At 61.6% G+C, this 25,732-nt stretch carries 21 protein-coding genes and 1 riboswitch; of the genes, 10 read left to right on the top strand and 11 right to left on the bottom strand.

Features of this window, described 5'->3' with window-relative positions; all coding sequences use genetic code 11:
- Nucleotides 1-8: 8 nt before the first annotated feature.
- From AC1Q5O_RS01560 to AC1Q5O_RS01550, 3 genes are all read right to left on the bottom strand, one after another.
- Entirely contained in the window at nt 9-887 is an 879-nt protein-coding gene (locus AC1Q5O_RS01560; protein WP_492561686.1) for a transglutaminase family protein, read from the bottom strand.
- Between the two features lie 11 nt (nt 888-898).
- Complete coding sequence (locus tag AC1Q5O_RS01555; RefSeq protein WP_492561685.1) at nt 899-3,295, bottom strand: circularly permuted type 2 ATP-grasp protein; 2,397 nt, start codon at nt 3,293-3,295, stop codon at nt 899-901.
- A gap of 198 nt (nt 3,296-3,493) precedes the next feature.
- Nucleotides 3,494-6,814, bottom strand: coding sequence for a transglutaminase family protein (locus AC1Q5O_RS01550; RefSeq protein WP_492561684.1), 3,321 nt, complete (start codon nt 6,812-6,814; stop codon nt 3,494-3,496).
- A gap of 154 nt (nt 6,815-6,968) precedes the next feature.
- A riboswitch (cobalamin riboswitch) is annotated at nt 6,969-7,181 on the top strand.
- 106 nt (nt 7,182-7,287) lie between these two features.
- On the opposite strand from AC1Q5O_RS01550, the gene AC1Q5O_RS01545 reads away from it, so the two are divergent.
- The 4 genes from AC1Q5O_RS01545 to AC1Q5O_RS01530 all read left to right on the top strand — a co-directional run bounded on the left by AC1Q5O_RS01545 (nt 7,288) and on the right by AC1Q5O_RS01530 (nt 10,547).
- The gene (locus AC1Q5O_RS01545) at nt 7,288-7,650 is read left to right on the top strand and encodes a DUF1636 family protein (RefSeq protein WP_492561683.1); all 363 of its coding nucleotides are present in this window, start codon (nt 7,288-7,290) and stop codon (nt 7,648-7,650) included.
- Between the two features lie 123 nt (nt 7,651-7,773).
- Nucleotides 7,774-8,580: an ABC transporter ATP-binding protein gene (locus AC1Q5O_RS01540; RefSeq protein ID WP_492561682.1), complete on the top strand. Its 807-nt coding sequence runs from the start codon at nt 7,774-7,776 to the stop codon at nt 8,578-8,580.
- Nucleotides 8,580-9,527, top strand: coding sequence for an ABC transporter substrate-binding protein (locus AC1Q5O_RS01535; RefSeq protein WP_492561681.1), 948 nt, complete (start codon nt 8,580-8,582; stop codon nt 9,525-9,527). Before AC1Q5O_RS01540 ends, AC1Q5O_RS01535 begins: the two co-directional genes overlap by 1 nt.
- Nucleotides 9,528-9,560: 33 nt before the next feature.
- A complete protein-coding gene (locus AC1Q5O_RS01530) occupies nt 9,561-10,547 on the top strand; it encodes a FecCD family ABC transporter permease (protein WP_492563057.1) in 987 nt (328 codons plus the stop codon).
- 174 nt (nt 10,548-10,721) lie between these two features.
- Here the strand turns inward: AC1Q5O_RS01530 and cysQ are convergent, their stop codons facing one another.
- The 3 genes from cysQ to cysD form a co-directional block, all read right to left on the bottom strand.
- A complete protein-coding gene (cysQ, locus tag AC1Q5O_RS01525; RefSeq protein ID WP_492561680.1) occupies nt 10,722-11,534 on the bottom strand; it encodes a 3'(2'),5'-bisphosphate nucleotidase CysQ in 813 nt (270 codons plus the stop codon).
- Nucleotides 11,535-11,713: 179 nt separating this feature from the next.
- Nucleotides 11,714-13,651, bottom strand: a complete 1,938-nt coding sequence (gene nodQ, locus AC1Q5O_RS01520; protein ID WP_492561679.1) for a bifunctional sulfate adenylyltransferase/adenylyl-sulfate kinase NodQ — start codon at nt 13,649-13,651, stop codon at nt 11,714-11,716.
- Nucleotides 13,651-14,556 (bottom strand): sulfate adenylyltransferase subunit CysD, encoded by a 906-nt coding sequence (cysD, locus tag AC1Q5O_RS01515; protein WP_223611473.1) that lies wholly within the window; start codon nt 14,554-14,556, stop codon nt 13,651-13,653. Before cysD ends, nodQ begins: the two co-directional genes overlap by 1 nt.
- Between cysD and AC1Q5O_RS01510 the strand changes: the two genes are divergently transcribed.
- From AC1Q5O_RS01510 to AC1Q5O_RS01485, 6 genes are all read left to right on the top strand, one after another.
- Complete coding sequence (locus tag AC1Q5O_RS01510) at nt 14,555-14,698, top strand: hypothetical protein (RefSeq protein WP_223611474.1); 144 nt, start codon at nt 14,555-14,557, stop codon at nt 14,696-14,698. The two genes, cysD and AC1Q5O_RS01510, sit on opposite strands and share 2 nt — an antisense overlap.
- A 238-nt stretch (nt 14,699-14,936) precedes the next feature.
- Nucleotides 14,937-15,734, top strand: coding sequence for a glycosyltransferase family 32 protein (locus AC1Q5O_RS01505; protein ID WP_130268888.1), 798 nt, complete (start codon nt 14,937-14,939; stop codon nt 15,732-15,734).
- 198 nt (nt 15,735-15,932) lie between these two features.
- A complete protein-coding gene (locus AC1Q5O_RS01500; RefSeq protein WP_464662973.1) occupies nt 15,933-16,868 on the top strand; it encodes a sugar ABC transporter substrate-binding protein in 936 nt (311 codons plus the stop codon).
- Nucleotides 16,869-16,941: 73 nt separating this feature from the next.
- Complete coding sequence (locus AC1Q5O_RS01495) at nt 16,942-18,501, top strand: sugar ABC transporter ATP-binding protein (RefSeq protein WP_492561678.1); 1,560 nt, start codon at nt 16,942-16,944, stop codon at nt 18,499-18,501.
- Nucleotides 18,488-19,489: an ABC transporter permease gene (locus AC1Q5O_RS01490; protein WP_346305203.1), complete on the top strand. Its 1,002-nt coding sequence runs from the start codon at nt 18,488-18,490 to the stop codon at nt 19,487-19,489. The genes AC1Q5O_RS01495 and AC1Q5O_RS01490 overlap by 14 nt, the downstream gene beginning before the upstream one ends.
- 57 nt (nt 19,490-19,546) lie before the next feature.
- Nucleotides 19,547-20,530, top strand: a complete 984-nt coding sequence (locus tag AC1Q5O_RS01485; RefSeq protein ID WP_492561677.1) for a LacI family DNA-binding transcriptional regulator — start codon at nt 19,547-19,549, stop codon at nt 20,528-20,530.
- A 165-nt stretch (nt 20,531-20,695) separates the two neighbouring features.
- Here the strand turns inward: AC1Q5O_RS01485 and AC1Q5O_RS01480 are convergent, their stop codons facing one another.
- From AC1Q5O_RS01480 to AC1Q5O_RS01460, 5 genes are all read right to left on the bottom strand, one after another.
- Nucleotides 20,696-21,151, bottom strand: coding sequence for an RbsD/FucU family protein (locus AC1Q5O_RS01480; protein ID WP_492561676.1), 456 nt, complete (start codon nt 21,149-21,151; stop codon nt 20,696-20,698).
- A 31-nt stretch (nt 21,152-21,182) separates the two neighbouring features.
- Nucleotides 21,183-22,112 carry a ribokinase gene (rbsK, locus tag AC1Q5O_RS01475; protein ID WP_492561675.1) on the bottom strand — a complete coding sequence of 310 codons (930 nt, stop codon included), beginning with the start codon at nt 22,110-22,112 and terminating at the stop codon, nt 21,183-21,185.
- Nucleotides 22,113-22,184: 72 nt separating this feature from the next.
- Complete coding sequence (locus tag AC1Q5O_RS01470; protein ID WP_130268883.1) at nt 22,185-23,180, bottom strand: ABC transporter permease; 996 nt, start codon at nt 23,178-23,180, stop codon at nt 22,185-22,187.
- Between the two features lie 17 nt (nt 23,181-23,197).
- Entirely contained in the window at nt 23,198-24,175 is a 978-nt protein-coding gene (locus AC1Q5O_RS01465) for an ABC transporter permease (protein ID WP_492561674.1), read from the bottom strand.
- Nucleotides 24,172-25,671: a sugar ABC transporter ATP-binding protein gene (locus AC1Q5O_RS01460; protein WP_223611482.1), complete on the bottom strand. Its 1,500-nt coding sequence runs from the start codon at nt 25,669-25,671 to the stop codon at nt 24,172-24,174. Before AC1Q5O_RS01460 ends, AC1Q5O_RS01465 begins: the two co-directional genes overlap by 4 nt.
- Nucleotides 25,672-25,732: the final 61 nt, after the last annotated feature.

Below are 25,732 nucleotides of genomic sequence, written 5' to 3'. Positions count from 1 at the left end.
AAAGCTCTTTACTCCAGCGGGATCACATCCACCGATTGCTTCGCTTCCTGCGAACCGCTGGTTTTCAGCACGCCGACGATGGGCGAAACATCGGCATAATCCCGGCCGTAGCCGACGGTGATATGGTCATTGCCGGCCATCATCGCATTGGTGGGATCGAACTCCTGCCAGCCCGCCTCACGCCCGCACCAGACACGCACCCAGGCATGCATGGCGTCGGCACCCTCAAGCCGCTCCTTGCCGGGTGGCGGGATGGTGCGCAGGAAACCGCTGACATAGCCCGCCGGAATGCCGATGCCGCGCAGGCCGGCAATCATGATGTGGCTGAAATCCTGGCAGACACCGGCCCGCAGTCCGAACGCCTCGCGCGCCGTGGTGCGCACATTGGTGGCGTCGGAATCATAGGCGAAATCCGCATGGATGCGGTTGCACAGATCGCCCGCCGCCTCCATGACCGTGCGCGTCCTGCCGAGGCTTGTCGCGGCGTAGGCCGATATGTCAGGGTCGATGGCAGCGTGGGCGCTGGATGTCAGAAAGTGATGCGGCGCGTCGGATGCCACCGACCAGACGCCGCGTATTTCCCGGATCAGGCCGGCAAGATCGGGCGAAACATCGAGCATGGTCTGCGGCCGCGCGACGTTGATGCGGGCCGTCATCGTCACGTCGAGCGTCTCGTGCGGATTGCGGTAGACGATGGAGGTCACCGTATTGGCGAAGAAATCGGTAAAATCGGAGCGTTCCGCCGCTGCAGGATCAAAGGACAGGCTGGAGGCGACCACGCGCTGGATTCCCGGCAGGGTCTGCGGCATCACCCGGATATGGTGGCGCCCGCCCGCTGCGGAGCGCTCATAGTCATAATGCAGGTGGAGGCGGATGTTATAGAGCATTCCTCACCCCCTCAGGCAAAATACGTATCGGAGATGGTATCGGACAGCGCGCCGATTTCATTGGCGAGTTCATGCAGCTTGTCAGCGGTCAGTTCGCTGGATTCCATGATGGCAAGCTGCGTGTGCAGGCGCAGCACATCCTTGGAAAAGGCGGACATATGCGCACCCGCCTCGCGCTGCGGCAAAAGATTGAACTCGGTTTTGAGCGCATCGAGCTGGAAAATGATCGAGCGCGGATTGAGCGGATCGAGCGCCAGAAGATCGAGCACGCTGAGGCGGCCGGAATAGACGCTGTACTGCCTCCGGTGCGTCATGACGCTGTCGCCGATTTCCAGCAGCATTTCCAGCGCCCCTTCCGGGGCTTCATGCCGCGACAGGTTCGCCAGAATGCGCGCCATCTGGATGCCGCGCTCCAGCCGGCGGCCGATTTCAAGAAAACGCCAGCCGGTGAAACGATACATGTTCTCGTGCACCAGACCGGAGAACCCGGCCAGCTTGCGCAGGATGATCGTCATGGCGCGGGTGCCGTCATCGCCCTGCGACACCACCCCCTGGAACCGGTGCACGGTCTTCGACAGATCGCGCAGCGCCAGCCAGCCATCGGGCGAAAACCGGTCGCGGATGCGTCCGGCACTGAGCATTGCGCCGTCGATGGAACGCAGGAGGCCCTTGGGAATGGCTTCATCGAGATCAATGCCGAGGGGTTTGAGCTGATCGCGCATTTCCGTCAGAAGCGGCAATTCCGCATTGGCCGTCTCGGCATAGCGGGCATGGCACGCCCGCAGGATACGCGCCGTGGCTTCGGCACGTTCGATATAGCGGCCCATCCACATCAGGTTTTCCGCCGCACGGCTCGGCAGCGTACCCGGCACATTGCGGCGGAACGCATCGTCCTCGCGCGGCAGCAGCGTATCCTTGCGCACGGGGGCCGAACTGGTGATCCACACATCCGCTGCCTGCCCGCCGCGCTGCATGGCGATTGCCGCCGTATCGAGCGTGAACCCGACGCGGGCAAACCCGCCCGGCATGAAACTCCAGCCATCGCCGTGACGCGCCGCAAAGACGCGCAGGACAAAGGGGCGCGGCTCCAGCCTGCCGTCCACATAGACCGGCGTCGTCGACAGTTTGACGGCTTCCTGCCCGACCAGCCCGCGGCCGTCGGTTTTGAGCTTGTGCAACAGGGCCTGGCGCGCCGCATCGTCGAGGGTGGACCCCAGAACCGTGGCCTGCACGTCTTCGAACGGCAAGCGGGTCGACAGCGCCGGGCCGACCATCATCTGGTCGAGCCGGTTCATGACATGCTGGCGTTCCTTCTCCTGGCCGCACCACCAGGTGGCGATGCTCGGCAAGGCAAGATCGCGGTCGTGCAGGGCTTTCGAGATCGCAGGAAGGAAGGCCAGCAGCGCCCGGGTTTCGAGAATGCCCGATCCCAGCGCATTGACCAGCGAGACGGAACGCTGGCGCAGCGCGCCGACCATGCCCGGGGTGCCGATCCACGAATCGGACTTCAGCTCCAGCGGGTCCATATAGGCGGCATCCATGCGCCGCCACAGAACATCGATGGGCTTCAGACCGGACACGGTGCGCACCATGACCCGGCCCTTGCTGACGGTCAGGTCGTCGCCTTCCAGCAGCATGATGCCGAGATAGCGGGCGATATAGGCGTGTTCGAAATAGGTTTCATTGTTCGGGCCGGGCGTGAGAATCGCCGCGCGCCCTGCGGGATCGTGGATCAGGCTCTGCAGGGAATCGCGGAAATCCTTGAAGAAACCGGCGAGACGATGAACGTTCATCGCGCCGGAAATATCCGAAAGGGCGCGGGTGGTGGCAACGCGGTTTTCCAGGGCGAACCCGGCACCCGAAGGCGCCTGCGTGCGGTCGCCCAGCACCCACCACTGGCCATTGGGCGCACGCCCCAGCTCGAAAGCACAGAAATGCAGGAAATGCCCGCTGGCCGGCTTGATACCGGCGACGGGATGCAGGAATTCGGGGTTCGAGGCAATCAGATCCGGCGGCAGCAGGCCATCACGCACCAGCCGGTTGTCGCCATAGATATCGGCAACGATATCCTCCAGGAGATCGGCGCGCTGGGTCAGCCCTGATGTGATGGCGCGCCAGTCATCCTCGTTGATCAGAAGCGGAACATGGGCGAGCGGCCATTCGCGCTCCTGCGTACCGGTCTCGTCATAGACCCGGTAAAACACGCCCGCATCGTGCAGATACTGGTTGGCGCGGGCAAAGCGGGTGGCGAGTTTTTCGGGGCCGAGCGTGTCGAGCGAGCGCAGCAGCTTTTCCCAGCCGGGCCGCACTGCCCCGCTGGGATCGATCATCTCGTCCGCCACGCCCTGCAGGGGTTTGTAGCTGGCAAGGAGACCGGGGAGTGGTCGTGATTTGCTCACCTGGGACATTGGTTGCAATACCCCCCTCTGCCCTGCCGGGCATCTCCCCCACAAGGGGGGAGATCACATCGGCATTGACGGTTTTGCCTGCTTTGCGAGATTGATGGTTGGCTGAAACAATTGTGCAGGCTGATCTCCCCCCTTGTGGGGGAGATGGGCGGTAGCCCAGAGGGGGGTGAAATCTCTCTTTGCATCAATCCCACAATCTCAATGCCTCGGCCTTCTCAGATCAAGGGTCATCGGAAATTCCCCCGATGGCTGCTCCCTGCGCAATTCATATCCGCCGGCCGTATGGCCGCGCGGCTCGAAACGCGCCAGCCGGCGCGCCTCGGCCTCGTTCGAATTGACCGGGAACGTATCATAGCTGCGCCCGCCGGGGTGTGCGACATGATAGACGCAACCGCCGATCGCCCGTTGCGACCACTGGTCGTAAATATCAAAAACCAGCGGCGTGTTGACCGGGATCATCGGATGCAGGCCGGAGCGCGGCTGCCACGCCTTGTAGCGCACGCCGGCAACCGCCGTGCCCTGGCTGTCCGTCATCTTCAGCGGCACCTCGCGCCCGTTGCAGGCAACGCTGTAGCGCGCCGGATTGAAGCCGTCGACCTTGACCTGCAGCCGTTCCACCGAGGAATCGACGAAACGCACCGTGCCGCCGATGGTACCCTGCTCGCCCATGACATGCCATGGCTCCAGCGCCTGCCGGATTTCCAGTTTCACACCCTCATTCTCGATTTCCCCGCAGAAGGGGAAGCGGAATTCCAGCTGGGCCTCGAACCATTCCGGGCGGAAATCAAAGCCGTTCTCGCGCAAATCGGCGAGAACATCGAGGAAATCCTGCCAGACATAGGCCGGCAGCATGAAACGGTCATGCAGCGCCGTGCCCCAGCGGACGAAACTGCCCTGAATCGGATTGTTCCAGAACCGGGCGATCAGCGCGCGGATCAGCAATTGCTGGGCAAGGCTCATGCGCGCATTGGGCGGCATCTCGAAACCGCGGAACTCGACCAGCCCGAGCCTGCCGGTCGGACCATCGGGGGAAAACAGCTTGTCGATGCAGATTTCCGAACGGTGCGTGTTGCCGGTGACATCCACCAGCAGATTGCGGAACAGCCGGTCGACCAGCCAGGGCAAAGGCGGCGTGCCCTCGCCCGGCCGGGGCACCTGCGAGAGGGCAATCTCCAGCTCGTAGAGACTGTCATGCCGCGCCTCGTCGATGCGCGGTGCCTGGCTGGTCGGCCCGATGAACAGGCCGGAGAACAGGTAGGACAGCGATGGATGGCGCTGCCAGTGCAGGACAAGGCTTTTGAGCAGATCAGGACGGCGCAGGAACGGGCTGTTGGCCGGTGTTTCGCCGCCGACCACCACATGGTTGCCGCCGCCGGTACCGGTATGGCGGCCATCGATCATGAACTTGTCGGCACCGAGCCGCGTCTGGCGGGCCTCCTCGTAGATTGCCGTTGTCGTTGCCACGCAGTCGCGCCAGTTGGCCGCCGGATGGATATTCACCTCGATCACGCCGGGATCGGGTGCAACGCGGATGACGTTGATGCGGTGATCCTGCGGCGGGCTGTAACCTTCGATATGGACCGGCAGCCCGAGCTTGTGGGCGGCAGCTTCCGCCGCCGCAACCAGTTCCAGATAGTCCTCGAGCGCCTCCACCGGCGGCATGAACACGCTGAGACGCCCGTCGCGCGGCTCGACCGATATGGCGGTGCGCACGGCCCCGCCGATTTCCCCCAGTTCCTGCTCGACCCGCTCCTGCTGGTTGCCTTCATCAGCAGTGAAAGAGGCAACCGCCAGGATGTTCTCACGCGCCTGCGGTGCCGGGTCCGGCAGCGCCCCGCGATCCACCGACGGATCGACCGGCACGATATAGGGATATTCCGAGGCCGGAACATGCGGCAGGGCGCCGAGCGGCAGCCGGTATCCGACGGGCGAATCGCCCGGCACCAGGAACAACTTGCCGCGCCGCGTCTTCCATTTTTCGCTGCGCCAGCGCGGGCCGGAGGCCTGGCTGTTCCAGCGCTGCACCGGCAGGACAAAACCGCTTGGGTCGGTCAGGCCCCGCTCGAAAACCCGGGCGATGCGGCTGCGCTCTTCCGGATCCTTGAGCCTGGAGTTGGACGGATCGACATTGTCGGGAAGGTTGCCCTCCTTGATGATCCATTCCGCCGGATCTTCATAGGCGGGCGCCACCATCTCTTCTTCAACGCCAAGCTCCTGCGCCAACGCGACGAGGAGTTTTCCGGCATCTTCCGGCTTGACGTCAGCCTTGCCGTTCTCCGGCGCGATCAGGTCGGGATTGACCCAGATCGGCTTGCCGTCCTTGCGCCAGTAAAGCGAGAACGTCCAGCGCGGCAGGCTCTCGCCCGGATACCACTTGCCCTGCCCGTAATGCAGAAAACCACCCGGCGCAAAACGCTCGCGCAGCCGCCGGATCAGCCTGTCGGCCTTTTCGCGCTTGGTCGGCCCGACCGCATCGGTGTTCCATTCGCCCGATTCGAAATCGTCGATGGACACGAATGTGGGCTCGCCGCCCATGGTCAGGCGTACATCCCTCTCGTTCAGGATCGCGTCCACCTTTTCGCCGAGCGCATCGAGCGCATTCCAGGATTCGTCGGAAAACGGCCTGGTGATGCGCGGGTGCTCGGATACGCGTGTCACGCGCATGTCGAAACCGAATTCCACATTGGCGAATTCCGCCATGCCGGAAATCGGTGCGGCGTTGCGGTAATGCGGCGTAGCGGCAAGCGGTACGTGGCTTTCGCCGGTCAGAAGCCCGGAGGTGGGGTCGAGGCCGATCCAGCCCGCCCCCGGCAGATAGACTTCGCACCAGGCATGCAGGTCGGTGAAATCCTTGTCGGTGCCGGCGGGACCATCGATGGCGACAAGATCAGGCTTCAGCTGGATGAGATAGCCGGAGACGAACCGCGCGGCAAAACCGAGATTGCGCAACACCTGCACCAGCAGCCAGCTTGAATCCCGGCACGATCCCGAGCGCAGGTTCAAGGTGGCGTCCGGCTCCTGAACCCCGGTTTCCATGCGGATGACATAGCCGATCTCGCGCTGGATACGTGCGTTGAGATCAACGACGAAATTCACCGTGTTCGTCGGGCTGCGATCGATGGTTGCAAGGAAAGCCGAAACCAGCGGTCCTGCCGGTTGCGGTTTCATATAGATCGACAGGTCGTCGCTGATCTCTTCGGGATAGCTGAACGGCCAGGTCTCGGCGACCGGTTCGACGAAGAAATCGAATGGATTATAGACGGTCATATCAGCGACGAGATCGACCTCGATCTTCAGCTCCGTCACCGGTTCGGGAAAGACGAAGCGGGCGAGGAAATTGCCGTAGGGGTCCTGCTGCAGGTTGACGAAATGATTGGCCGGACTGACTTTCAGGGAATGGCTGAGAACTTTTGTCCGGGAATGGGGTGCCGGCTGGAGCCGGATGATCTGCGGCCCGAGCATGATGGGCCGGTCATACCGGTAATGTGTCAGATGATAGACTGCTGCGTGAATTGCCATATCGCCTCAAAAGTCTGATTCAAAAAACTGCGGTTCCACAAATGCTCCCAGCACTCTAGCGCGTTACCGGCCAATTGAAATCTTTCATTTGCCAAAAATTTTGGCAGCTGTAAAAATTGCCGCATAAACGTGCTTGCAACTGCGCGGCTGGCCGCATAGCATTCGCGCCGATGGTTTCTTCCGCACGACAACGCGGGAGATGAAAAGGGAACACGGTGAGGCGTACCCAAAAGGGACCGAGACCGTGGCTGCCCCCGCAACTGTAAGCGGTGAGCGATGCCTGACATGCCACTGACCGGAAGGTCGGGAAGGCAAGGCGAAGCTGAGACCCGCGAGCCAGGAGACCTGCCATCTCATCTACAATTCGAACCGGACGGGGTGTGCCGGGAGCGATGCGATGTCCTCTCCCGCATTGTCGCGATGGTGCATTGGCCGCGTTCCCCTAACCTTTGTCCACAAGGCAAGGCACCGGCATGACCACGCCAAGACCCGACCACCAGATTATCGCCTGCACCCAGTGCAAGGCGGCTGACGGACTGTCACGACCGGGACAGACCCTTGCCCACAGGCTGTGGGCGGAACTCGATGGCCAGCTCGGCTATGAGGTGCGCGGTGTTGGCTGCATGGCGGGCTGCGAACGACCCTGCACCGTGGCGTTCCGGGCGCCCGGCAAGGCGCAATATCTCTTCGGCGATATCGATCCCGCCACGGACTTTGCCGATCTTCTGGACTTCGCCCGGATGTATCACGCGCTCGCCGATGGCTGGTCCAAAGCATCACAGCGCCCGCAAGGCCTTTGGGACAAGACACTCGCACGCATTCCGGCGCACCTATGACACACCGGGTATTGACCAATGTTATAACGTTACTATACGAGAACGGAGCGTCCGCGATAACACGACGTTTACCGGTTGGGATTTGACACCATGTGCCTTGCCTGCAGTCACGGATATCCGCCCATGAACCACGTCGCCCTGCGTGCCGACGAGGTGACGTTCCGCACCGCCGGCCAGACGCTGGTGGATGAGGTATCGCTCGACATCGCGCGCGGCGCGCGACTTGCCATTATCGGGCCGAACGGCGCCGGGAAATCCACGCTTTTGCGCATGCTGGCCGGGCTGCAGCGCCCCTCCTCCGGCAGCATCCATCTCGACGGCGCGGCAATAGACCGGCTGCCGCCGAAGGAACGGGCCAGGAGATTTGCCTTCGTCGGCCAGACCGACATGCCGGACCCGCAATTGCTGGTGGACGATTATGTCTCCCTTGGCCGCATTCCGCACACCGGCACCCTGACCAAGGCGAAGGACCGGGATATCGTGACGGAAGCCCTGCTCCGCGCCGGGATCGCCGCGTTTTCGCGCCGTCCCATCGGCTCGCTCTCCGGCGGCGAAAGGCAGCGCGTGCAGCTGGCGCGCGCCATCGCCCAGCAGCCGGACATCCTGTTTCTCGACGAACCCACCAATCACCTCGACCCGAAGGCGCGCAGCGAACTGCTGGCGCTCGTCGCCGGTCTCGATGTGACTGTTATAGCGGTGCTGCACGACCTGCCGCTGGTGGCGCCGTTTGCAACCCACGTCGCCGTCATGCATGCCGCCCAGCTTGTCGCCGCCGGCACGCCCGACGAAACGCTGACGCCGCGCATCGTCAGCGATGTCTTCGATCTCGATGTCCTGCGCCTGCGCCATCCGTCGCAGGATCGCGACCTCATGGTGTTCGAAGCACCCGGACCAACCACAAAACAAACTGCTCAGCTACGGAGAATTTGATGAAAAGAATGCTGCTCGCCCTCGCCTTGTCGGCGCTGTCCGCCCCCGCATGGGCGTTTCCCGTGACGGTCGACAGTTGCGGCAAGCCCGTAACCTTCGAGGCCGCACCCAAGCGTGCGGTCATCCAAGACATCAACATGAGCGAAATGGCCTTCGCCCTGCACCTGCAATCCTCGATGGTCGGGGTTTCGGGCATTACCGGCTGGTACAAGCTGGACAACGCCTTCAAGAAGCAGCTGGGCACCATTCCCGAGCTTGCGCCGAAATATCCCACCCTTGAAAATCTCATTGCGGCGGAACCGGATTTCTTCTTCGCCGGCTGGAATTACGGCATGAAGCCGGGTGGCGAAGTCACCCCCGACACGTTGGCGCCGCACGGCATCAAGACACTTGAACTGACCGAAAGCTGCATCCATCTCGACAAGTCCCGGCCCGCCGCCACCATGGACCTGCTTTATGGCGACATGGAAAAGCTCGGCAAGATTTTCGATAGGGAAGAGGAAGCCAACACACTGGTCAGCGGCTGGAAGACAGAACTCGCGGCGATCAAGACAAAGATCGGCGACAAGAGCGGCACCCGCGTCTTCCTCTACGATTCCGGCGAGGACAAGCCGTTTACAGCGGGCAAATTCGCCATTCCGACGGCAATGATCAGCGAAGCCGGCGGCACCAACATCATGGCCGATCTCGACACCAGCTGGGGCACCACCTCGTGGGAAACCGTGGCGACGCGCAATCCGGAATTCCTCGTCCTCCTCGATTATCAGGATGATGCGGGCTACCAGAAGCTGCTCGACTTCCTCAAATCGCATCCGGCAATGAAGGAAACCGACGCCGTCAAGAACAACCGCTTCGTCGCCCTGCGCTATGCGGAACTGACGCCCGGACCGGCCAATATCGAGGCCATCGCCAAGATGGCCAAGGCCATGCATCCGGAAGCATTCTGAGTGCATCTGCCTTTCCGTCAGCATCTGACCCTCATGACGGGGGTGATGGCCATTCTGGCCCTCGCCCTCGTGTCGATTGCCTATGGGGCAACGGTCATTCCGCTCGGTGATGTCCTGCACGCCCTCGCCCATGCCGCCGGCCTCTCCGATACCGCCGTCAATGGTCCGGTCGGCAAGATCATCGTCGACCTGCGCCTGCCGCGGGTCATCCTTGCCATCTGCGTTGGGGCCGGGCTCGGCATCATCGGCGCCCTGCTGCAGACCGTCACCCGCAACGATCTCGCCGATCCGTTCCTGTTCGGCCTTTCCAATGGTGCGGCGGCGGGAGCAGTCTCGGTGATCACGGTCATCGGCGACCGCTTCGGCATCTGGACCCTGCCGATTGCCGCCTTCAGCGGCGGCATGCTGGCGGCCATCGTCGTGCTGATGCTGGTGCGGCGCGTGCAGGGACAGGGGCCGGAACGGCTGATCCTGGCGGGCCTTGCCGTCTCGTTCCTGTTTGCTGCGCTGACCAATTACATGGTGTTTGCCGGTGACCAGCGCGCCGCGCATTCGGTGATGTTCTGGACGCTCGGCGGCCTCGGTCTTGCCCGCTGGGAGAACCTGCCGCTGGCCCTCACAGGGCTTGCCGCCATCCTGGTCTACGCCCTGTACAACCACCGCAATCTCGATGCGCTGCTGGCCGGCGAAAACACGGCGGAAAGCCTTGGCATAAGGGTGACGCGCCTGCGCAACACGGTGTTCATCGTCTGCGCCTTCTCCACCGCGATCTTTGTCTCGGTGGCGGGCGTCATCGGCTTTGTCGGCCTGATGATCCCGCACATTGCCCGGCGTTTTTCCGGTCAGCTGCATGCGGGACTGATCGTCACCTGCGCCGTGCTCGGCGCCCTGCTGATCCTGCTCAGCGACCTCGCGGCCCGTCTGCTGCTGGCGCCGCAGGAATTGCCCATCGGTATCGTTACCAGTTCCATCGGCGCGTTTTTTGTGGTGACGATCCTGTTGAGGAAGCGACCGGGGTAACCGGTGATCGGATGGCAACAGCACAGTGCGTGGTTCGACGAGCTCACCATGAGGGAGGGTATGCATTGCAGGGAATTACACTCTGCAACCTTCGCCATTGATCTTGGACCAATCCACATCCCTCATGGTGAGCTTGTCGAACCACGCACCACGCACAATGGCATTGCGATCAGACTATAGCTTTCCCCAGGCCACAAAATCCGGATTGGCGAAATCGGCATCGTCGGCCTGATTGCGACGGCCATAGGTCAGCGGATTGCCGTCCAGCGTGAGCGTGATCCCGCCCGCAGCCCGCAGGACCGCATCGCCCGCCGCCGTATCCCATTCCATGGTCCGGCCGAAACGCGGGTAAATATCGGCCTCGCCGCGCGCCAGCAGGCCGAATTTCAGTGACGACCCGACGGACACACAGTCAGCAATACGGAATTTTTCCAGATAGGCATCGGTTTCCGGCGTGCGGTGCGAGCGGCTGGCAACGGCAATGAGATCGTCCGGACTGGTGCGGCAGCCTATGGCTTTGCGTGCGGTGACCCCGCCGCCCTCGCCGATAGCAACTTCCTGTGCACCGGCAGTGCCGCCCGTGAACAGCACACCGCGGACGGGGGCATAGACAACGCCGAGAACGGGCGCTGCGTTTTCGATCAGCGCAATGTTGACGGTGAAATCACCGTTGCGGCTGACAAATTCCCGCGTTCCGTCGAGCGGATCCACCAGATAGAAGCGCGCGCCGAGATCGCCGGGCACGTGCCCGCCGGAGATTTCCTCTTCCGCCACGACGGGTATATCAGGCGTCACCCTGCGCAGAGCCGCCAGGATGATGGCTTCGGCGGCATGATCGGCTTCCGTGACCGGCGACTGGTCATCCTTCAGCGCGAAATCACAGCCCTCAGCGTAAATGCGCAGGATTTCCTGTCCGGCGGCAATGGCCGCTGTTTCCAGGACGGCAAGCAGGCTCGAGTGGTCGAGGGTTGTAAGGGTTGGTGTCATGCACCCCCCTCTGTCCTGCCGGACATCTCCCCCACAAGGGGGGAGATCAGCCGACATTGCCATTTCTGCGAAATTTGAAACGTTACCTGTTGTGCGAAAGCGTCCATGCCAATGTGATCTCCCCCCTTGTGGGGGAGATGTCCGGCTGGACAGAGGGGGGTGAACAAATCAGGCATCGCCTAAATCGACCACGAGCTTTGATCGTAGTTGAAGATGATGCCGTGCTCGACCAGCAGCTTCTCCACCTCCGAGGCAAGTGCCTCCGTCGTGCGGCCAACCGTGTGCAGATGCAGTTCCGGATTCTCCGGCGCTTCATAGGGCGAGTCGACGCCGGTGAAATTCTTGATCTCGCCGCGCAGTGCCTTGGCGTAGAGCCCCTTCGGGTCACGCCGCGCGCATTCCTCGAAAGGCGTATCGACAAACACTTCGAGGAATTCGCCGTCGGCCAGCAGCTCGCGCACCATCCGGCGCTCCGAACGGAACGGCGAAATGAACGAGACCAGCACGATCAGCCCGGCATCCACCATCAGCCTGGCCACTTCGCCGACGCGGCGGATGTTTTCCACCCGGTCCTCTTCGGTGAAGCCAAGGTCGCGGTTGAGCCCGTGGCGCACATTGTCGCCATCGAGAATATAGGTGTGCTTGCCGAGGGACGACAGGCGTTTTTCAACGAGATTGGCGACCGTCGACTTGCCCGAACCGGAAAGGCCGGTGAACCATATCACCGCCGGCTTCTGGTTCTTCTGGTCGGCGCGCGATGCCTTGCTGACATCCAACGCCTGCCAATGCACGTTCGACGCGCGGCGCAGGCCGAAATCGATCATGCCGGCGCCGACCGTCGCATTGGTCAGGCGGTCGATCAGGATGAACGAACCGGTCGAGCGGTTCGACTTGTAGGGGTCGAAGGCAATCGGCTCCTGCGTCGAAATATTGACGACGCCGACTTCATTCAGGTCAAGCGATTTGGCCGCTTCCTGGGCGAAGCTGTTGATATCGATTCGGTATTTGAGATCGGTGACCGTGGCTGTCGCCTGATCGGTCTCGGTCCGCAGGATATAGGAACGGCCGGGGATCAGCGCATGTTCGGCAAACCAGACGAGATGCGCGGCAAACTGGTCCGCCACCTCGGGGCGGGCGCCGGGCGCCACCAGCATGTTGCCGCGCGATACCTCGACCTCGTCTTCCAGCACCAGCGTCACCGCCTGCCCTTCGACAGCCCGGTCGAGGTCGCCGTCCAGCGTCACCACACGCTTGACGCGCGAGGACTTGCCGGACTTGGCCACCACCACCTCGTCCCCCGGCGCGACAACACCGGAGGCGATGGTGCCGGAGAAGCCGCGGAAGTCGAGATTGGGCCGGTTGACATATTGCACCGGGAACCGGAACGGGCGCTCCTCATCCGCATCGGCGAGCGGCACGTCTTCGAGGTGTTCGAGCAGCGCCGGGCCCTTGTACCAGGGCATGTTGGCGGAAGCGGAAATCACATTGTCGCCGAAGCGGGCGGAGAGCGGAATGGGCTGGATCGACTGGAAGCCGAGCTTGCCGGCAAAGTCCTGGTAGTCGGCGACAATCCTGTCAAAAATCTCCTGGGAGTAATCGACGAGATCGATCTTGTTGATGGCCAGGACGATGTTGCGGATGCCGAGCAGCGAGGCGATGAAACTGTGGCGGCGTGTCTGCCGCAGGATGCCCTGCCGCGCGTCGACAAGCACGATGGCAAGATCGGCGGTGGAGGCGCCGGTCGCCATGTTGCGGGTATATTGCTCGTGGCCGGGCGTGTCGGCGACGATGAACTTGCGCTTGGGCGTGGAGAAGAAGCGGTAGGCGACATCGATAGTGATGCCCTGCTCGCGCTCGGCTTCCAGACCATCGACCAGCAACGCAAAATCGATATCCTCGCCATTGGTGCCATGTTTGCGGCTGTCATTCTGCAGGGCGGCCAGCTGGTCCTCGAAGATCAGCTTGGTGTCGTAGAGCAGACGGCCGATCAGCGTCGACTTGCCGTCATCGACCGAACCGCAGGTGAGAAAGCGCAGCAGCGATTTCTTTTCCTGTTCGGCCATGTAGGCACGGATTTCCTCGGCGGCGGAAGCCTCGATCGGGGCAACGGTGTTCATCAGAAATAGCCCTCGCGCTTCTTCTTCTCCATCGAACCGGCTTCATCCTTGTCGATCATGCGGCCCTGCCGTTCGGAGGTGCGGGCAATCAGCATTTCGCTGACGATTTCCGGCAAGGTCACCGCATCGGATTCAATCGCACCGGTCAAGGGATAGCATCCGAGCGTGCGAAAGCGAACAAGCTTCTCCTGCAGCTTTTCGCCGGGCAGCAACTGCATGCGTTCGTCATCGCGCATGATCAGCATGCCGTCGCGCTCCACCACAGGCCGCTTGGCGGCGTAGTAGAGCGGGACGATCGGGATGTTCTCCTGCAGGATGTACTGCCAGACATCGAGCTCGGTCCAGTTGGAGATCGGGAAGACGCGGATGGATTCGCCCTTGGCGACCCGCGTGTTGTAGATCTTCCACATTTCCGGGCGCTGGTTCTTCGGGTCCCAGGAATGCTGCGCGTTGCGGAAGGAGAAAATGCGCTCCTTGGCCCGCGACTTCTCCTCGTCGCGCCGCGCGCCGCCGAAGGCTGCGTCAAACCCGTATTTGTCAAGCGCCTGCCGCAGGGCGACGGTCTTCATGATATGGGTATGGGTGTTCGATCCATGCACGAAGGGGCTGATGCCCTGGTCGATGCCATCCTGGTTGCTGTGCAGCAGCAGGTCGAAGCCGAGACGTTTCGCTTCTGAATCACGAAACGCGATCATCTCCTTGAATTTCCACGTGGTATCCACATGCAGGAACGGAAATGGCGGTTTGGCCGGATAAAAGGCCTTCATCGCCAGATGCAGCATCACGGAGGAATCCTTGCCGATCGAATACAGCATCACCGGCTTGGTGAATGTTGCGGCAACCTCGCGGAAAATATGGATCGCTTCGGCTTCAAGACGCTGAAGGTGCGTCAGGCTCTTGGTCATGAAAATCACTGTCCACTGTTTTTCGGCGTCTTACGATGTGCCGATACGTGCGGCAACCATAGTGGAACGCATCGCCGGAAGAAAAGGATGGTTTCACAACCCGGGGCAAATTCGCGCCAATTTATTGCTGCCGGCACAATGAATGAAAGAACTTCATTCCAGCGAAGCGGAATGCGGGAGTCCGGCTTTTTTAAAAATGCGGATCCGTGGAAAATTGATCCACCCTGATTTCCGCTCCCCGGCTATGCCTTCCCTCACGTTTTGCGTCGTTGAAATGCGGCCAAACGTCTACGATTTTAGTCTAACAATGCGATTGACCAGGATGAGCAACTCTCATAGATGGACTGGCACTTTAACAATTTTTTCCGCTGGAATAGTTCATGGATATTTGCACCTTCTGGTATGGCCCGCGCCTTCGGGAGGTGGACCGGGTCTGTCTGGCATCGATGGTGATGACCGGACAGCGGGTGAAACTCTACGCGTTCGACGAGATCGCAAACCTTCCCAAGGGCATCGAGATTTGCGATGCGGCACCGATACTGGACAAAAAATATCTTCGGCGCATCGACCCGGATTTTCCCGATATCGAGAACCCCGGTCACGTCGTATCCCAGTTCAGCGACCTGTTTCGCGTCACGTTGATGAAGAAACAGCAGGGCCTTTGGCTCGATACCGACATCTATCTGATGAAGCAGTTTCATCCGGCGACCGACAAGCCTTACCTCGCCCGGGAAAACCACTTCCGCCTCGGCGTATCGGCGATGTACCTGCCGCCTGACAATCCCGTCATCGGCGAGTTCGACGCCTATATGGAAGGAACGGTCGTCGTTCCGCCATGGCTGGGCTTTCGCCGCCGCGTCATGCGCCCGGCATGGTTCCGCATGACCGGACAGAAGGTAACCCCGGCCACCATCGGCATCACCGCCTTCGCCAATGACGGCATTTCGCGCATGGCCAAGCGTTACGGTTTCTTCAAGGATGCCGCGCCGAAGGAAAATTTCTACTACTGGACGGCGCGCGATGCCTTGCGCATCTTTGACCCGGCTTATGGACTGGAACCGCTCGACCATCCGGATTTCATCGGCTTCCACGTCCACAAGAAAGACCCGACCAACCAGCCGCTTGTTCCCGGCAGTTTTTACCACTGGGCTGCCAACCGCGTTGCGGATTATCTGTAAGGTTCTGCAGGCAGCGTTCCGTTCGCACGCAGCCCGCCCATCTCTTGAATGAAACGTTTCATGTTGACAAATCCGTGATCTTCGGGCTCCTATTGAGCTGAGACGCCGCTATTGCGCCCGCGCAATGAAACGTTTCATCGCCATGTTGGAGGACGTGGCAAACCGCTGAACGTCTTTTGTCATTCTGGGAGGAATACAATGAAATTCGCACGTTTTATTGCCGCCAGCCTTCTGGCCGGCACGCTCGCCATGCCTGCAGCCAGCTATGCCGCCGACAAGCCCGTGGTCGGGCTTGTGATGAAATCCCTTGCCAACGAATTCTTCAAGAACATGCTCGAGGGCGCAAAGGCCCACGAGGCCAAGCGCGGCGACTACACGCTGAAAGCCGTCGGCATGCAGTCCGAGACCGATGTCGAGACACAGATCAATGCCATCGAGAGCTTCATCACCCAAAAGGTCGATGCCATCGTTGTTGCGCCGTCCGATTCCCGCGCGCTCGTTCCGCCGATCAAGCGTGCCGTGGATGCCGGTATCACTGTCGTCAATTTCGACGTGGCGCTCGATGACAAGGCCAAGCAGGAGGCAGGCCTGAAGCTCGCCTTTGTCGGCCCGGACAACCGCGAAGGCGCCAAGATGGCCGGTGATGCGCTCGCCAAAAAGCTCGGTGCAGGCGCCAAGGTCGTCATCATCGAAGGCAATCCCGGCGCCGACAATGCGGCCCAGCGCAAGCTCGGCTTCATGGACTCCGTCACGGCGGGCAAGCTCGACCTGCTCGACTCGCGTACCGCCCACTGGGAAACCGAAGAAGCCAATACCGTATTCTCCAACATGCTGACCGCCCATCCGGATATCCAGGGCGTGATGGCGGCCAATGACTCCATGGTCCTCGGCGTCGTCAAGGCCATCGAAGCGGCGGGCAAAACGGGCAAGATCGAAGTCGTCGGTTTTGACAACATCCCGGCTGTCCAGCCGCTGCTGAAGGAAAAGAAGCTGCTTGCCACGGTCGACCAGTTCGGCCAGCAGATGGCCGCCAACGCCATCGACAAGGCGCTTGGTGTCGTGGCCGGCGGCAAGCCGCTCGAAGGCTGGGTCAAGACCGACATCAAGCTCGTGACATCGGACGACGTGAAGTAACACGGGGTAAACCGCGGCTGTGTCTGGTTCGGCACAGCCGCCAACCGGGTCGATGATCATGGAAAACACTGACATGGCAGGCGCAGCCGCTTCGGCCCCGGCGGGTGCTGGTGCCGAGCCGGTGCTCGAACTCTCCGGCGTCAAGAAACGCTTCGGCGGCGTTGTCGCCCTCAACGGCGTCAGCTTTTCGCTGCGCCCCGGCGAGGTACATGCGCTGGTCGGTGAAAATGGCGCGGGCAAGTCGACGCTGATCAAGATCCTGTGCGGAATCATCCAGCGGGATGCCGGGGAGATCACGCTGGACGGCAGGACCTATGATCCGCACACGCCGGGCGATGCGAAGAAGGCCGGCATTCAGGTGGTGCACCAGGAATTCAACCTGCTGCCCTACCTCTCGGTTGCCGAAAACATCTGCTTTGAGGACATGCCGCGCAAGGCGTTCGGCATGGTTGATTATCCCACGCTCTACGCAAAAGCCCGCAAAGCGCTCGATGCGATCGGGCTGGGGGATGTCGATGTACGCCGCCCGGTGGAATCCCTCGGCGTGGCGCACCGCCAGCTGGTGGAAATCGCCCGGGCGCTGATGGGCGAAAGCCGCATTCTCATTCTCGACGAGCCGACAGCAACCCTGACGGCACGCGAGACCGAACGGCTGTTCCAGATCATCGCCGCCCTGAAGGCCAAAGGCGTCGCTGTCGTGTTTGTCTCACACCACCTCAACGAGGTTTTCTCGATCTGCGACCGGGTCACGGTCCTGCGCAACGGCGAATCCGTCATGACGGCGGATATTGCGGGGACGACGACCGATCAGCTGGTCACCAACATGGTCGGGCGCCAGCTTGCCGCCGCCATGGCCGCCGCGCGCGATCTCGACACGAGCGGCCGCACCGCACTTTCCCTGCGCAACCTGCGCCATCCCGCCTCCCCGCACGCGGAAGGCGTTTCGTTCGATCTGCATTACGGTGAAATCCTCGGCATTGCCGGACTGGTCGGCTCCGGCCGCACCGAACTGCTGCGCTCGATCTTCGCCGCCGACCTGCCGCTGTCCGGCACGATTGAACGCGACGGCCAGCCGCGCCACTACCGCAATCCCAAGCAGGCCATCCGTGACGGCATCGGCTTCGTCACGGAAGACCGCAAGGAGGAAGGCCTGATCCTCGGCATGGCAATTGCGGCCAATGTCACGCTGGCGAGCCTGCGCAAGGTCTCGCGGCTCGGCCTTCTCGTCACACGCGAGGAAACCCGGCTGACGCGCGCGCTCGGCGGCGAGATCAAGCTGAAATACGGTGACACCGCCGATGCGGTCTCCACCCTGTCGGGCGGGAACCAGCAAAAGGTCGTCCTGGCCAAGTGGCTGGCGAACAACCCGAAAATCCTGCTGCTCGACGAGCCGACCCGTGGCGTCGATGTGGGCGCCAAGGCCGAAATCTACGCGCTGCTGCGCGGCCTTTCGGAAAAGGGGCTGGCGCTGCTCATCGTCTCGTCGGAACTACCCGAGCTCATCACCCTCAGCGACCGCATCCTCGTCATGTCGAAACACCGCATCGCCGGTGAAGTGGCACGTGCGGAGTTTTCCGAAGAGCGCATCCTGAACTTTGCCTACAAGGACGAACGCAACCATGGACACCACTGATTTGACCACGGCACAGGCGGGCAGCAAGACCATCGCCACCACGACCAAGACCGTGCTGCGCGAAGCGGGCATCGGCATCGCGCTCATCGCGCTGATCATCGTGTTTTCCTTCACGCCGCACTTCCTGTCCTCCAGCAATGTCACCAATATCCTGACGCAGGTGACGATCAATCTGGTGCTTTCCATCGGCATGACCTTCGTCATCCTCATCGGCGGCATCGATCTTTCGGTGGGCTCCGTCCTGTCCTTCTGCGCCGTTGTGGCTGGTACGGTGATGACCCTGCCGGGGCTCGATCCTGCCGTTGCCGTGTTCCTCGCCACCATCAGCGCCATCGTGGCCGGCATCGCCTTCGGCCTCCTCAACGGCCTGATCAGCGCCTGGTGGGCCATCCCCTCCTTCATCGTCACGCTGGGCACGCTCAACATTGCCCGCGGCGCGGCACTGCAGGTCACCAATGCATCGACCATCTATTCCTTCCCGGCCGCCTTCAACGCCTTCGGCTCGCAGACCTTCTACGGCATTCCGCTGCTGTTCCTGATTGCACTGGTGCTGGTAGCAATCGGCTGGTTCGTGCTGACCAAGACCGTGTTCGGCCGCGTGCTCTACGGCATCGGCAACAATGAGGAAGCGGCCCGCCTCGCCGGTCACAACGTGTTCTTCTACAAGGTGGCTGCATTCACCATCTGCGGCGTTCTCGTCGGCATCGGCGCAATCATCTACATGGCCCGCCTGAATATCGCCAGCCCGATCATCGGCATCGGCTTCGAGCTCAATGCCATTGCCGCTGTCATCATCGGCGGCACCAGCCTGAGCGGCGGACGCGGCAGCATTGTCGGCACCCTGCTCGGCGCCTGCATCATCGGCGTGCTCGCCAACGGCCTCATCCTGCTTGGTCTCAGCGATTTCATGCGCCAGATGATCACCGGATTTGTGATTATCCTTGCAGTAATCCTTGACAAATATCGTGAAAGATTGACGAAAGCATAAGGGGAAAACACAGTTGTCCGCATTGGTCGGCACCCGCAACAGGTCAGGCATGGGAAGATGGTCAACATCAAGGATGTAGCAGCACGGGCCAATGTTTCCGTCGGCACTGTTTCACGCGTTCTGGCAAAGAACGAGACCGTCGGCAAGGAGTTGCGCGAACTGGTGGAAGCCACCATTCGCGAGCTGAATTTCCGGCCGAACGGCGTTGCGCGCGGTCTGCGCCGCAGCCGCACGGACATGATCGGCCTCGTCATTCCCGATATAACCAACCCGTTCTTTGCCGAACTGGCAAAACATGTGGAGGCGATTGCCTCGCAGGCCGGTTTCTCGGTGCTGCTGTCGATCACCAATGACGATCCGAAGATCGAACTGGCGCAGATCGACAGCCTGCTCAAAAGCTATCCCACCGGCCTCATCGTCGTGCCGACGCAGTTTGGCGCCTCAAAGGGCTGGAGCAGCGACGTGGCGACGGTTGCCGTCGACCGGCGCTTTACCGGATTGCCGCTCATTTCCGTCAATCACTACCGGGGCGCAGCGCTTGCCGCTGCGCATCTCGTAGCGCTCGGCCATGAGCGTATTGCCTATATCGCCGGTTCCGCCGATGCGCCGGTTTCGCGCGAACGGCGCGCCGGTTTCCTCAACCTGCTTGGCACGGCAGGCGTGCGCTGCGAGGCGGTCGAGGGCCATTTCGACTATGCGTCGGGCGAGACGCTCGGGCGCTTCCTGCTCGACCGTCCGCCGCATGAGCGCCCGACCGCCATTGCCACGGCCAGCGACCAGCAGGCCATCGGCCTTCTGCGCGCCGCCAGCGATCTCGACCTCAAGGTGCCGGACGACGTGTCGATCATCGGGTTCGACGATATTCCGCTGGCCAATCTGGTGACGCCGCGCCTGACCACGATCAGCCAGCCCGTCGAGCAGATCGCCGCGCGGGCGTTTGCCGCCATCACAGGGGCCGACAATGTGCCTCTGCAGGATGACTATCTCGAGGCAACGCTGGTGGTGCGCGGTTCGACAGCGCCGCCGCGCCGGGACGTCTGAAGGCGTTGGGTGGTGCGTGGTTCGACAAGCTCACCATGAGGGAAGTGGTCTGGTGCAAGGTCAATCACAAACGCTGCAGAACATAGTTTCCTGCAGCTCGCTCCATCCCTCATGGTGAGCTTGTCGAACCACGCACCACGCTTAGTGCAACGGCAACAAAAGATTTCAGACTGCGTCCGGCGCAATCACGCCCTTGGTCAGAATAAAACAGCCGTAAAAACGCCGCTCGCCGGTGGCGATGACGCAATAGGCATTCTTGGCGTGCTCGTAGAAGGCCATGCGGTCGATGGACACCATCGGCCAGTGCTTGCCCTCGGCGGCATCGATTTCCGCCTGCAGTTCCTTCTGCACATCCGGAATCTCATCGGGGCTGCCGACGATTTCCATGCGCGCGGCGGCGTCATCGATGAAGGTATCGAGCGGCATGACCGAAAGAATGGCCCTGGCGGCACGCGGCGCGCTCACATTATCGATCCGCAGCAGGCGGCCGAGACGGGTCTGCCGAGCAATGGAATCGCCGGGGAAATTCGTATCGCAAATGACCAGGCGATCGCCGTGCCCCATGGACTTCAGCGCATAGAGGACATCGGCATTCAGCAGCGGATCGAGATTTTTCAGCACGGTTGTTTCCTCATTCTAGCGGGTATTGGCCTTAAGCCTTGTTGGCAGCAACGAAGGCCTCGAACTCCGCCGTCGTCGCATAGGATTTCTGCGTGCCTGGACGCGTGATGGAATCCGCCGCATAGAGCGCCGCCTTCTTCAGCGACGCTTCCAGCTCCTTGGTCTCGACGTAGAAGCGGGCAAAGCTGCCGATGAAGGCATCGCCGGCACCGGTCGTATCCTTCGGCTTGACCTTGACCGGTTCGATCATGGTCGACTTGTCGGCGGTGATCAGCCGCGCACCGCGCGAGCCGAGCGTGACGATGACGGTGCGGATACCCCGGGTGATCAGCGCATGGGCCGCCTGTTCGATCTGTTCGTCGGTATCGGTGGGCATGCCGGTCAAAAGCGCCAGCTCGCTCTCGTTCGGCACCATGAAGGTGACTTTGGCAACCTTCGCGGCATCCAGATCGGGCGCGGCGGGGGCGGGATTGAGGATGGTCTCGATACCATGTTTCTCGGCGAAGGCAGCGGTGTAGTAGACCGTCTCCAGCGGCACTTCCAGCTGCATCAGGATCAGGTCGCATTGCTTCAGGTCTTCGGCGGCCGCATCGATATCGGCGGGCTTGAGATCGTTGTTCGCGCCCTTGATGATCAGGATCGAATTCTCGCCTGTTTCGTCGACAAAAATCGGTGCGACGCCGCTCGACTGCCCGGCCACCATGCCGACATGGCTGATATCGATGCCGTTGTTCCGCAGATTGTCGATGGTGCTCTGGCCGAACACGTCATCGCCCACCTTGGTGACCATCATCACGTCGGCATCAAGCCGGGCGGCGGCCACGGCCTGATTGGCACCCTTGCCGCCGAACCCCATGGCGAATGCCGGTGCTTCCAGGGTTTCGCCGGGCGCCGGCATGCGGATGATCGACGTGACGAGATCGGTCATGTTGCTGCCAACGACTGCAATGCGACGAGCCATATTATGTTCCTTGCCTTATCCGTAGTGTTTGAAATTGCTCTATATCAATGACTTCACGAAAGAAACATGCCCCTACCTGTCGCTGTTCCTGAAGGCGTTGAGCGCGATGACCAGCAGCAGGAAACCACCCCAGATGAAGTCGATCAGGTGGTTGGAAAAGCGCAGGATCTGGAAGCCGGAGGACAGCAGCATCAGCGCGATCAGGGCAATCGAAACCCCGAGCACCCTGCCCTTGCCGCCCGCCGGATTGGTACCGCCGAGCACGGCGATCAGAATGGCCTGCAGGAGATAGGATGCGCCGTAATCCGACTTGGCCGCGTTGGTCCGGCCCGACAGGATGATCCCGGCAATGGCCGCGAGCAGCCCCGTCATCATGTAGGAGTAGAAAATCATCCGGTCCTTGCGCAGTCCGGCAAAGATCGCGGCGCGCGGATTGGTACCGATCAGCATCAGGTTGACGCCAAGCGTGGTGCGCGTCAGCAGGACAGCGACGGCACCCGCAACGATGACGAACAGGATGAACGGGGTGGCAATGCCCAGAATCTTGCCGTTGCCGATGAAATTCCAGGCATCCGGGAAGCCGACAATCGCCGGGCCGCCGGTGAGGACCACGGCAAGACCGGTAAAGATCTGCCCGGTGCCCAGCGTCGCCAGGATCGGCGTGATGCGCAGTTTCGAGATGAGGAAACCGTTGAGCACCCCGGCGAGCAGGCCGATGGCGAGCGCCATCAGGACGCCGATGCCGGTATACAGCAGCACCATGCCGGTGGACTGGCTGGTTCCGACGATCACCGAATGGAAGAACACACCAGCGAGGATGCCGGCGAGATTGGCAATGCCCACCACCGAAAGGTCGATGCCGCCGGTCAGCATGGCGATCATCATGGCAATGGCGAGGATGCCCAGTTCCGGCATGATGTAGGTGATGGATTCAAAGTTATAGTAACGCAGGAACTTGTCCGGGTTGAGATAGGACATCAGCGCGAAGACGAGCACGGTGATGACGAGTAGTTGCAGGATGTTACGGTCCTGTCCGAAAATGCGCTTGGCGAATGAGCTGTTTTGCATGATGACGTTCCCTGCTCTCACACCAGTTTCCTGCGGTCGCGCCAGGCGGTCAGCGCTGTCGCGACGATAATGATCAGGCCGACGACGACACGCTGCCACGTGGTGTCGACCTTCATGATGATCAGGCTGTTCTTGACCATGACAAGCATGAACACCCCGAGCAGCGTGCCCATGACGCTGCCGCGTCCGCCGAAGATCGAGGCGCCGCCAAGCACGACGGCGGCGATGACGTCGAGTTCGAGCCCGGCAAAATCACGTGGATTGGCTAGCCAGATCATCGAGCCGTGCAGGAGACCGGCAAAACCAGCCAGCGCCCCGGCAAAGCAATAGACGAAGAACAGCGTGCGGCGGGTGTTGAAGCCGACACGGCTTGCCGCTTCCGGTGCGCCGCCCAACGCAAAGATGCTGCGCCCCGCCATGGTGTAGCGCAGGAAAAGGTGGGTGACGAGGGCCAGGCCGAGATAGATCAGGATCATCGCCGTCAGGCCGAAATTGGTGCCGGTGGCCGAGGTCAGGCTGACCAGATCGGTCTTGGCGAACGCGATCAGCTGCTGGGGCATCTTGTCGATGTTGATGACGCTGGTGCCGACAAGGCCAAGCAGCAATCCGCGCACGACACTGCCGGTGCCCAACGTCACGATCAGCGGGATCATCCGGAACGTGTGGATGAAAAACGCGTTGAACGCGCCGAGAAACAGGCCGATCAGCGTTGCCGCGACGAAGGGCAGAAACACGCCCTCATAGCCCATATAGATCATCAGCTTGATGGTCAGATACATGGCCGCGGCGGCAAAGGCGGTGAACGACACGTCGATGCCGCCCGAGATCATCACCACGAGAACGCCGAGCGCCATGATGCCGATGATGACGTTGCTGCGCAGAAGCCCGAACAGATTGTCCAGCGACCAGAAGGCCGGGTTGATCAGTCCAATGATGATCATGGCGGCAAAGAGGATGCACGCGATGATGAATTCCGATCGGCGAAACAGAGTCATTTCAAGGCCTTCAGGCGGTCGTTTAGAGTGTCTTCATCCAAAGCATCAGGTCCGACTTCATCGACGAAACGGCCGCGGTGCATGATGATGACGCGGTTGCAGTTCTGCACAAGCTCGGGCACATCGTCGGATATCATCAAAACCGCAAGGCCATCCTGGGTGGCGAGATCGCGGATCTTGCGATGGATCTGCGCCTTGGAACCGACATCGACGCCGACGGTCGGGCCGTTGAGGATGAGCACCCGCGCCCCGGTCAACAGCCAGCGCGCCAGAACCACGCGCTGCTGATTGCCGCCGGAGAGATGGTTGACGGGCGTATAGGGTCCGGGCGCGGCAATCTGCATGGCACCGAACATGGCGGTGGTGGCCTTCGCCGTCTTCTTGCGGTCGATGAACAGGCCCCGGACAAAATTGTCGAGCGATGTCGCCAGCATGTTGCGCTCGATCGACTGGGTCAGGAACAGGCCTTCCGTCAGCCGGTCTTCCGGCACATAGGCCAGGCCGCTGGCAATGGCCTCCTGCACGGTCTTCGGATGCACGCTGGTGCCGTCGATCTTGACGGTTCCGGTGAACTTGGGATGCATGCCGAACAGCGCCAGGGCCAGTTCCGTGCGGCCGGAGCCGATGAGGCCGGACAGGCCGACAATCTCGCCCGCATGCAATGTCAGGTTGATGTCATCGAGGCTGCCGGCAATGCTGAGATTGCGCACGTCGAGACGCGGCAGCGTATCGCCCTTTGTCGGCTGCCAGCGATAGACCTGATCGGTCAGGTCATGACCGGTCATGGCGCGGGTGATCGCAGGCTCATCGAAATCGCTGATCGGGCCTTCGGCGGCCTTCTTGCCGTTGCGCAGGACCGTCAGCCGTTCGCTGATCTCCAGCATTTCGCGCATCTTGTGACTGACGAACAGCACAGCGATACCCTGCGCCTGGATATCGCGCACGATGCGGAACAGCGCGTCGACCTCGTGCCGGGTCAGCGCCGTCGTCGGCTCATCCATGATGATCAGGCGCGCATCGGCCATGACCGCACGAGCGATCGCCACGATCTGCTTGCCGGATGTCGGCAGCGTCTCGACATCGGCGTCGAGGTCCATCGTCACACCGAGCCGGGCGAGCGCCTTTTCGGCGAGTTCACGCACACGGCGCCAGTTGACGGTGCGCTTGCCTTCGAGAAGCAGCGTGTTCAGCGCCAGATTTTCTGCGACGGTCAGATTTCCGAACAGGGAAAAGTCCTGATAGATGACCTGAATGCCATGCTGCACCGACTGGGCAGGCGTCATGCCGGAGACCGGCTTGCCATCGATCAGGATTTCACCATCGGTCGGCTGATATACACCGGCCATGATCTTGATGATCGTCGATTTACCGGAACCGTTCTCTCCGGCGAGACAGTGGATTTCACCCGGCTTGATCGAGAGCGAGACAGCATCCAGCGCCACAAGGCCGCCAAAGCGCTTGCCGATATTTTTCAGTTCCAGAAGGTGTTCGCTCATGTGTTTCCTTTTACCCCCCTCTGGGCTGCCGCCCATCTCCCCCACAAGGGGGGAGATCAGC

This window comes from Phyllobacterium sp. MT110 (genome assembly GCF_058792715.1).
The sequence above is the reverse complement of the archived record's forward strand: the minus strand, read 5'-3'. Positions and strand labels throughout refer to the sequence as shown.

What these genes read in the sequence shown, in the direction of transcription:
- AC1Q5O_RS01560 (WP_492561686.1), bottom strand. Translation starts at nt 887, where the DNA reads ATGCTCTATAACATCCGCCTCCACCTGCATTATGACTATGAGCGCTCC.
- AC1Q5O_RS01555 (WP_492561685.1), bottom strand. Translation starts at nt 3,295, where the DNA reads ATGTCCCAGGTGAGCAAATCACGACCACTCCCCGGTCTCCTTGCCAGC.
- AC1Q5O_RS01550 (WP_492561684.1), bottom strand. Translation starts at nt 6,814, where the DNA reads ATGGCAATTCACGCAGCAGTCTATCATCTGACACATTACCGGTATGAC.
- AC1Q5O_RS01545 (WP_492561683.1), top strand. Translation starts at nt 7,288, where the DNA reads ATGACCACGCCAAGACCCGACCACCAGATTATCGCCTGCACCCAGTGC.
- AC1Q5O_RS01540 (WP_492561682.1), top strand. Translation starts at nt 7,774, where the DNA reads ATGAACCACGTCGCCCTGCGTGCCGACGAGGTGACGTTCCGCACCGCC.
- AC1Q5O_RS01535 (WP_492561681.1), top strand. Translation starts at nt 8,580, where the DNA reads ATGAAAAGAATGCTGCTCGCCCTCGCCTTGTCGGCGCTGTCCGCCCCC.
- AC1Q5O_RS01530 (WP_492563057.1), top strand. Translation starts at nt 9,561, where the DNA reads ATGACGGGGGTGATGGCCATTCTGGCCCTCGCCCTCGTGTCGATTGCC.
- cysQ (WP_492561680.1), bottom strand. Translation starts at nt 11,534, where the DNA reads ATGACACCAACCCTTACAACCCTCGACCACTCGAGCCTGCTTGCCGTC.
- nodQ (WP_492561679.1), bottom strand. Translation starts at nt 13,651, where the DNA reads ATGAACACCGTTGCCCCGATCGAGGCTTCCGCCGCCGAGGAAATCCGT.
- AC1Q5O_RS01510 (WP_223611474.1), top strand. Translation starts at nt 14,555, where the DNA reads ATGAAAATCACTGTCCACTGTTTTTCGGCGTCTTACGATGTGCCGATA.
- cysD (WP_223611473.1), bottom strand. Translation starts at nt 14,556, where the DNA reads ATGACCAAGAGCCTGACGCACCTTCAGCGTCTTGAAGCCGAAGCGATC.
- AC1Q5O_RS01505 (WP_130268888.1), top strand. Translation starts at nt 14,937, where the DNA reads ATGGATATTTGCACCTTCTGGTATGGCCCGCGCCTTCGGGAGGTGGAC.
- AC1Q5O_RS01500 (WP_464662973.1), top strand. Translation starts at nt 15,933, where the DNA reads ATGAAATTCGCACGTTTTATTGCCGCCAGCCTTCTGGCCGGCACGCTC.
- AC1Q5O_RS01495 (WP_492561678.1), top strand. Translation starts at nt 16,942, where the DNA reads ATGGCAGGCGCAGCCGCTTCGGCCCCGGCGGGTGCTGGTGCCGAGCCG.
- AC1Q5O_RS01490 (WP_346305203.1), top strand. Translation starts at nt 18,488, where the DNA reads ATGGACACCACTGATTTGACCACGGCACAGGCGGGCAGCAAGACCATC.
- AC1Q5O_RS01485 (WP_492561677.1), top strand. Translation starts at nt 19,547, where the DNA reads ATGGTCAACATCAAGGATGTAGCAGCACGGGCCAATGTTTCCGTCGGC.
- rbsK (WP_492561675.1), bottom strand. Translation starts at nt 22,112, where the DNA reads ATGGCTCGTCGCATTGCAGTCGTTGGCAGCAACATGACCGATCTCGTC.
- AC1Q5O_RS01470 (WP_130268883.1), bottom strand. Translation starts at nt 23,180, where the DNA reads ATGCAAAACAGCTCATTCGCCAAGCGCATTTTCGGACAGGACCGTAAC.
- AC1Q5O_RS01465 (WP_492561674.1), bottom strand. Translation starts at nt 24,175, where the DNA reads ATGACTCTGTTTCGCCGATCGGAATTCATCATCGCGTGCATCCTCTTT.
- AC1Q5O_RS01460 (WP_223611482.1), bottom strand. Translation starts at nt 25,671, where the DNA reads ATGAGCGAACACCTTCTGGAACTGAAAAATATCGGCAAGCGCTTTGGC.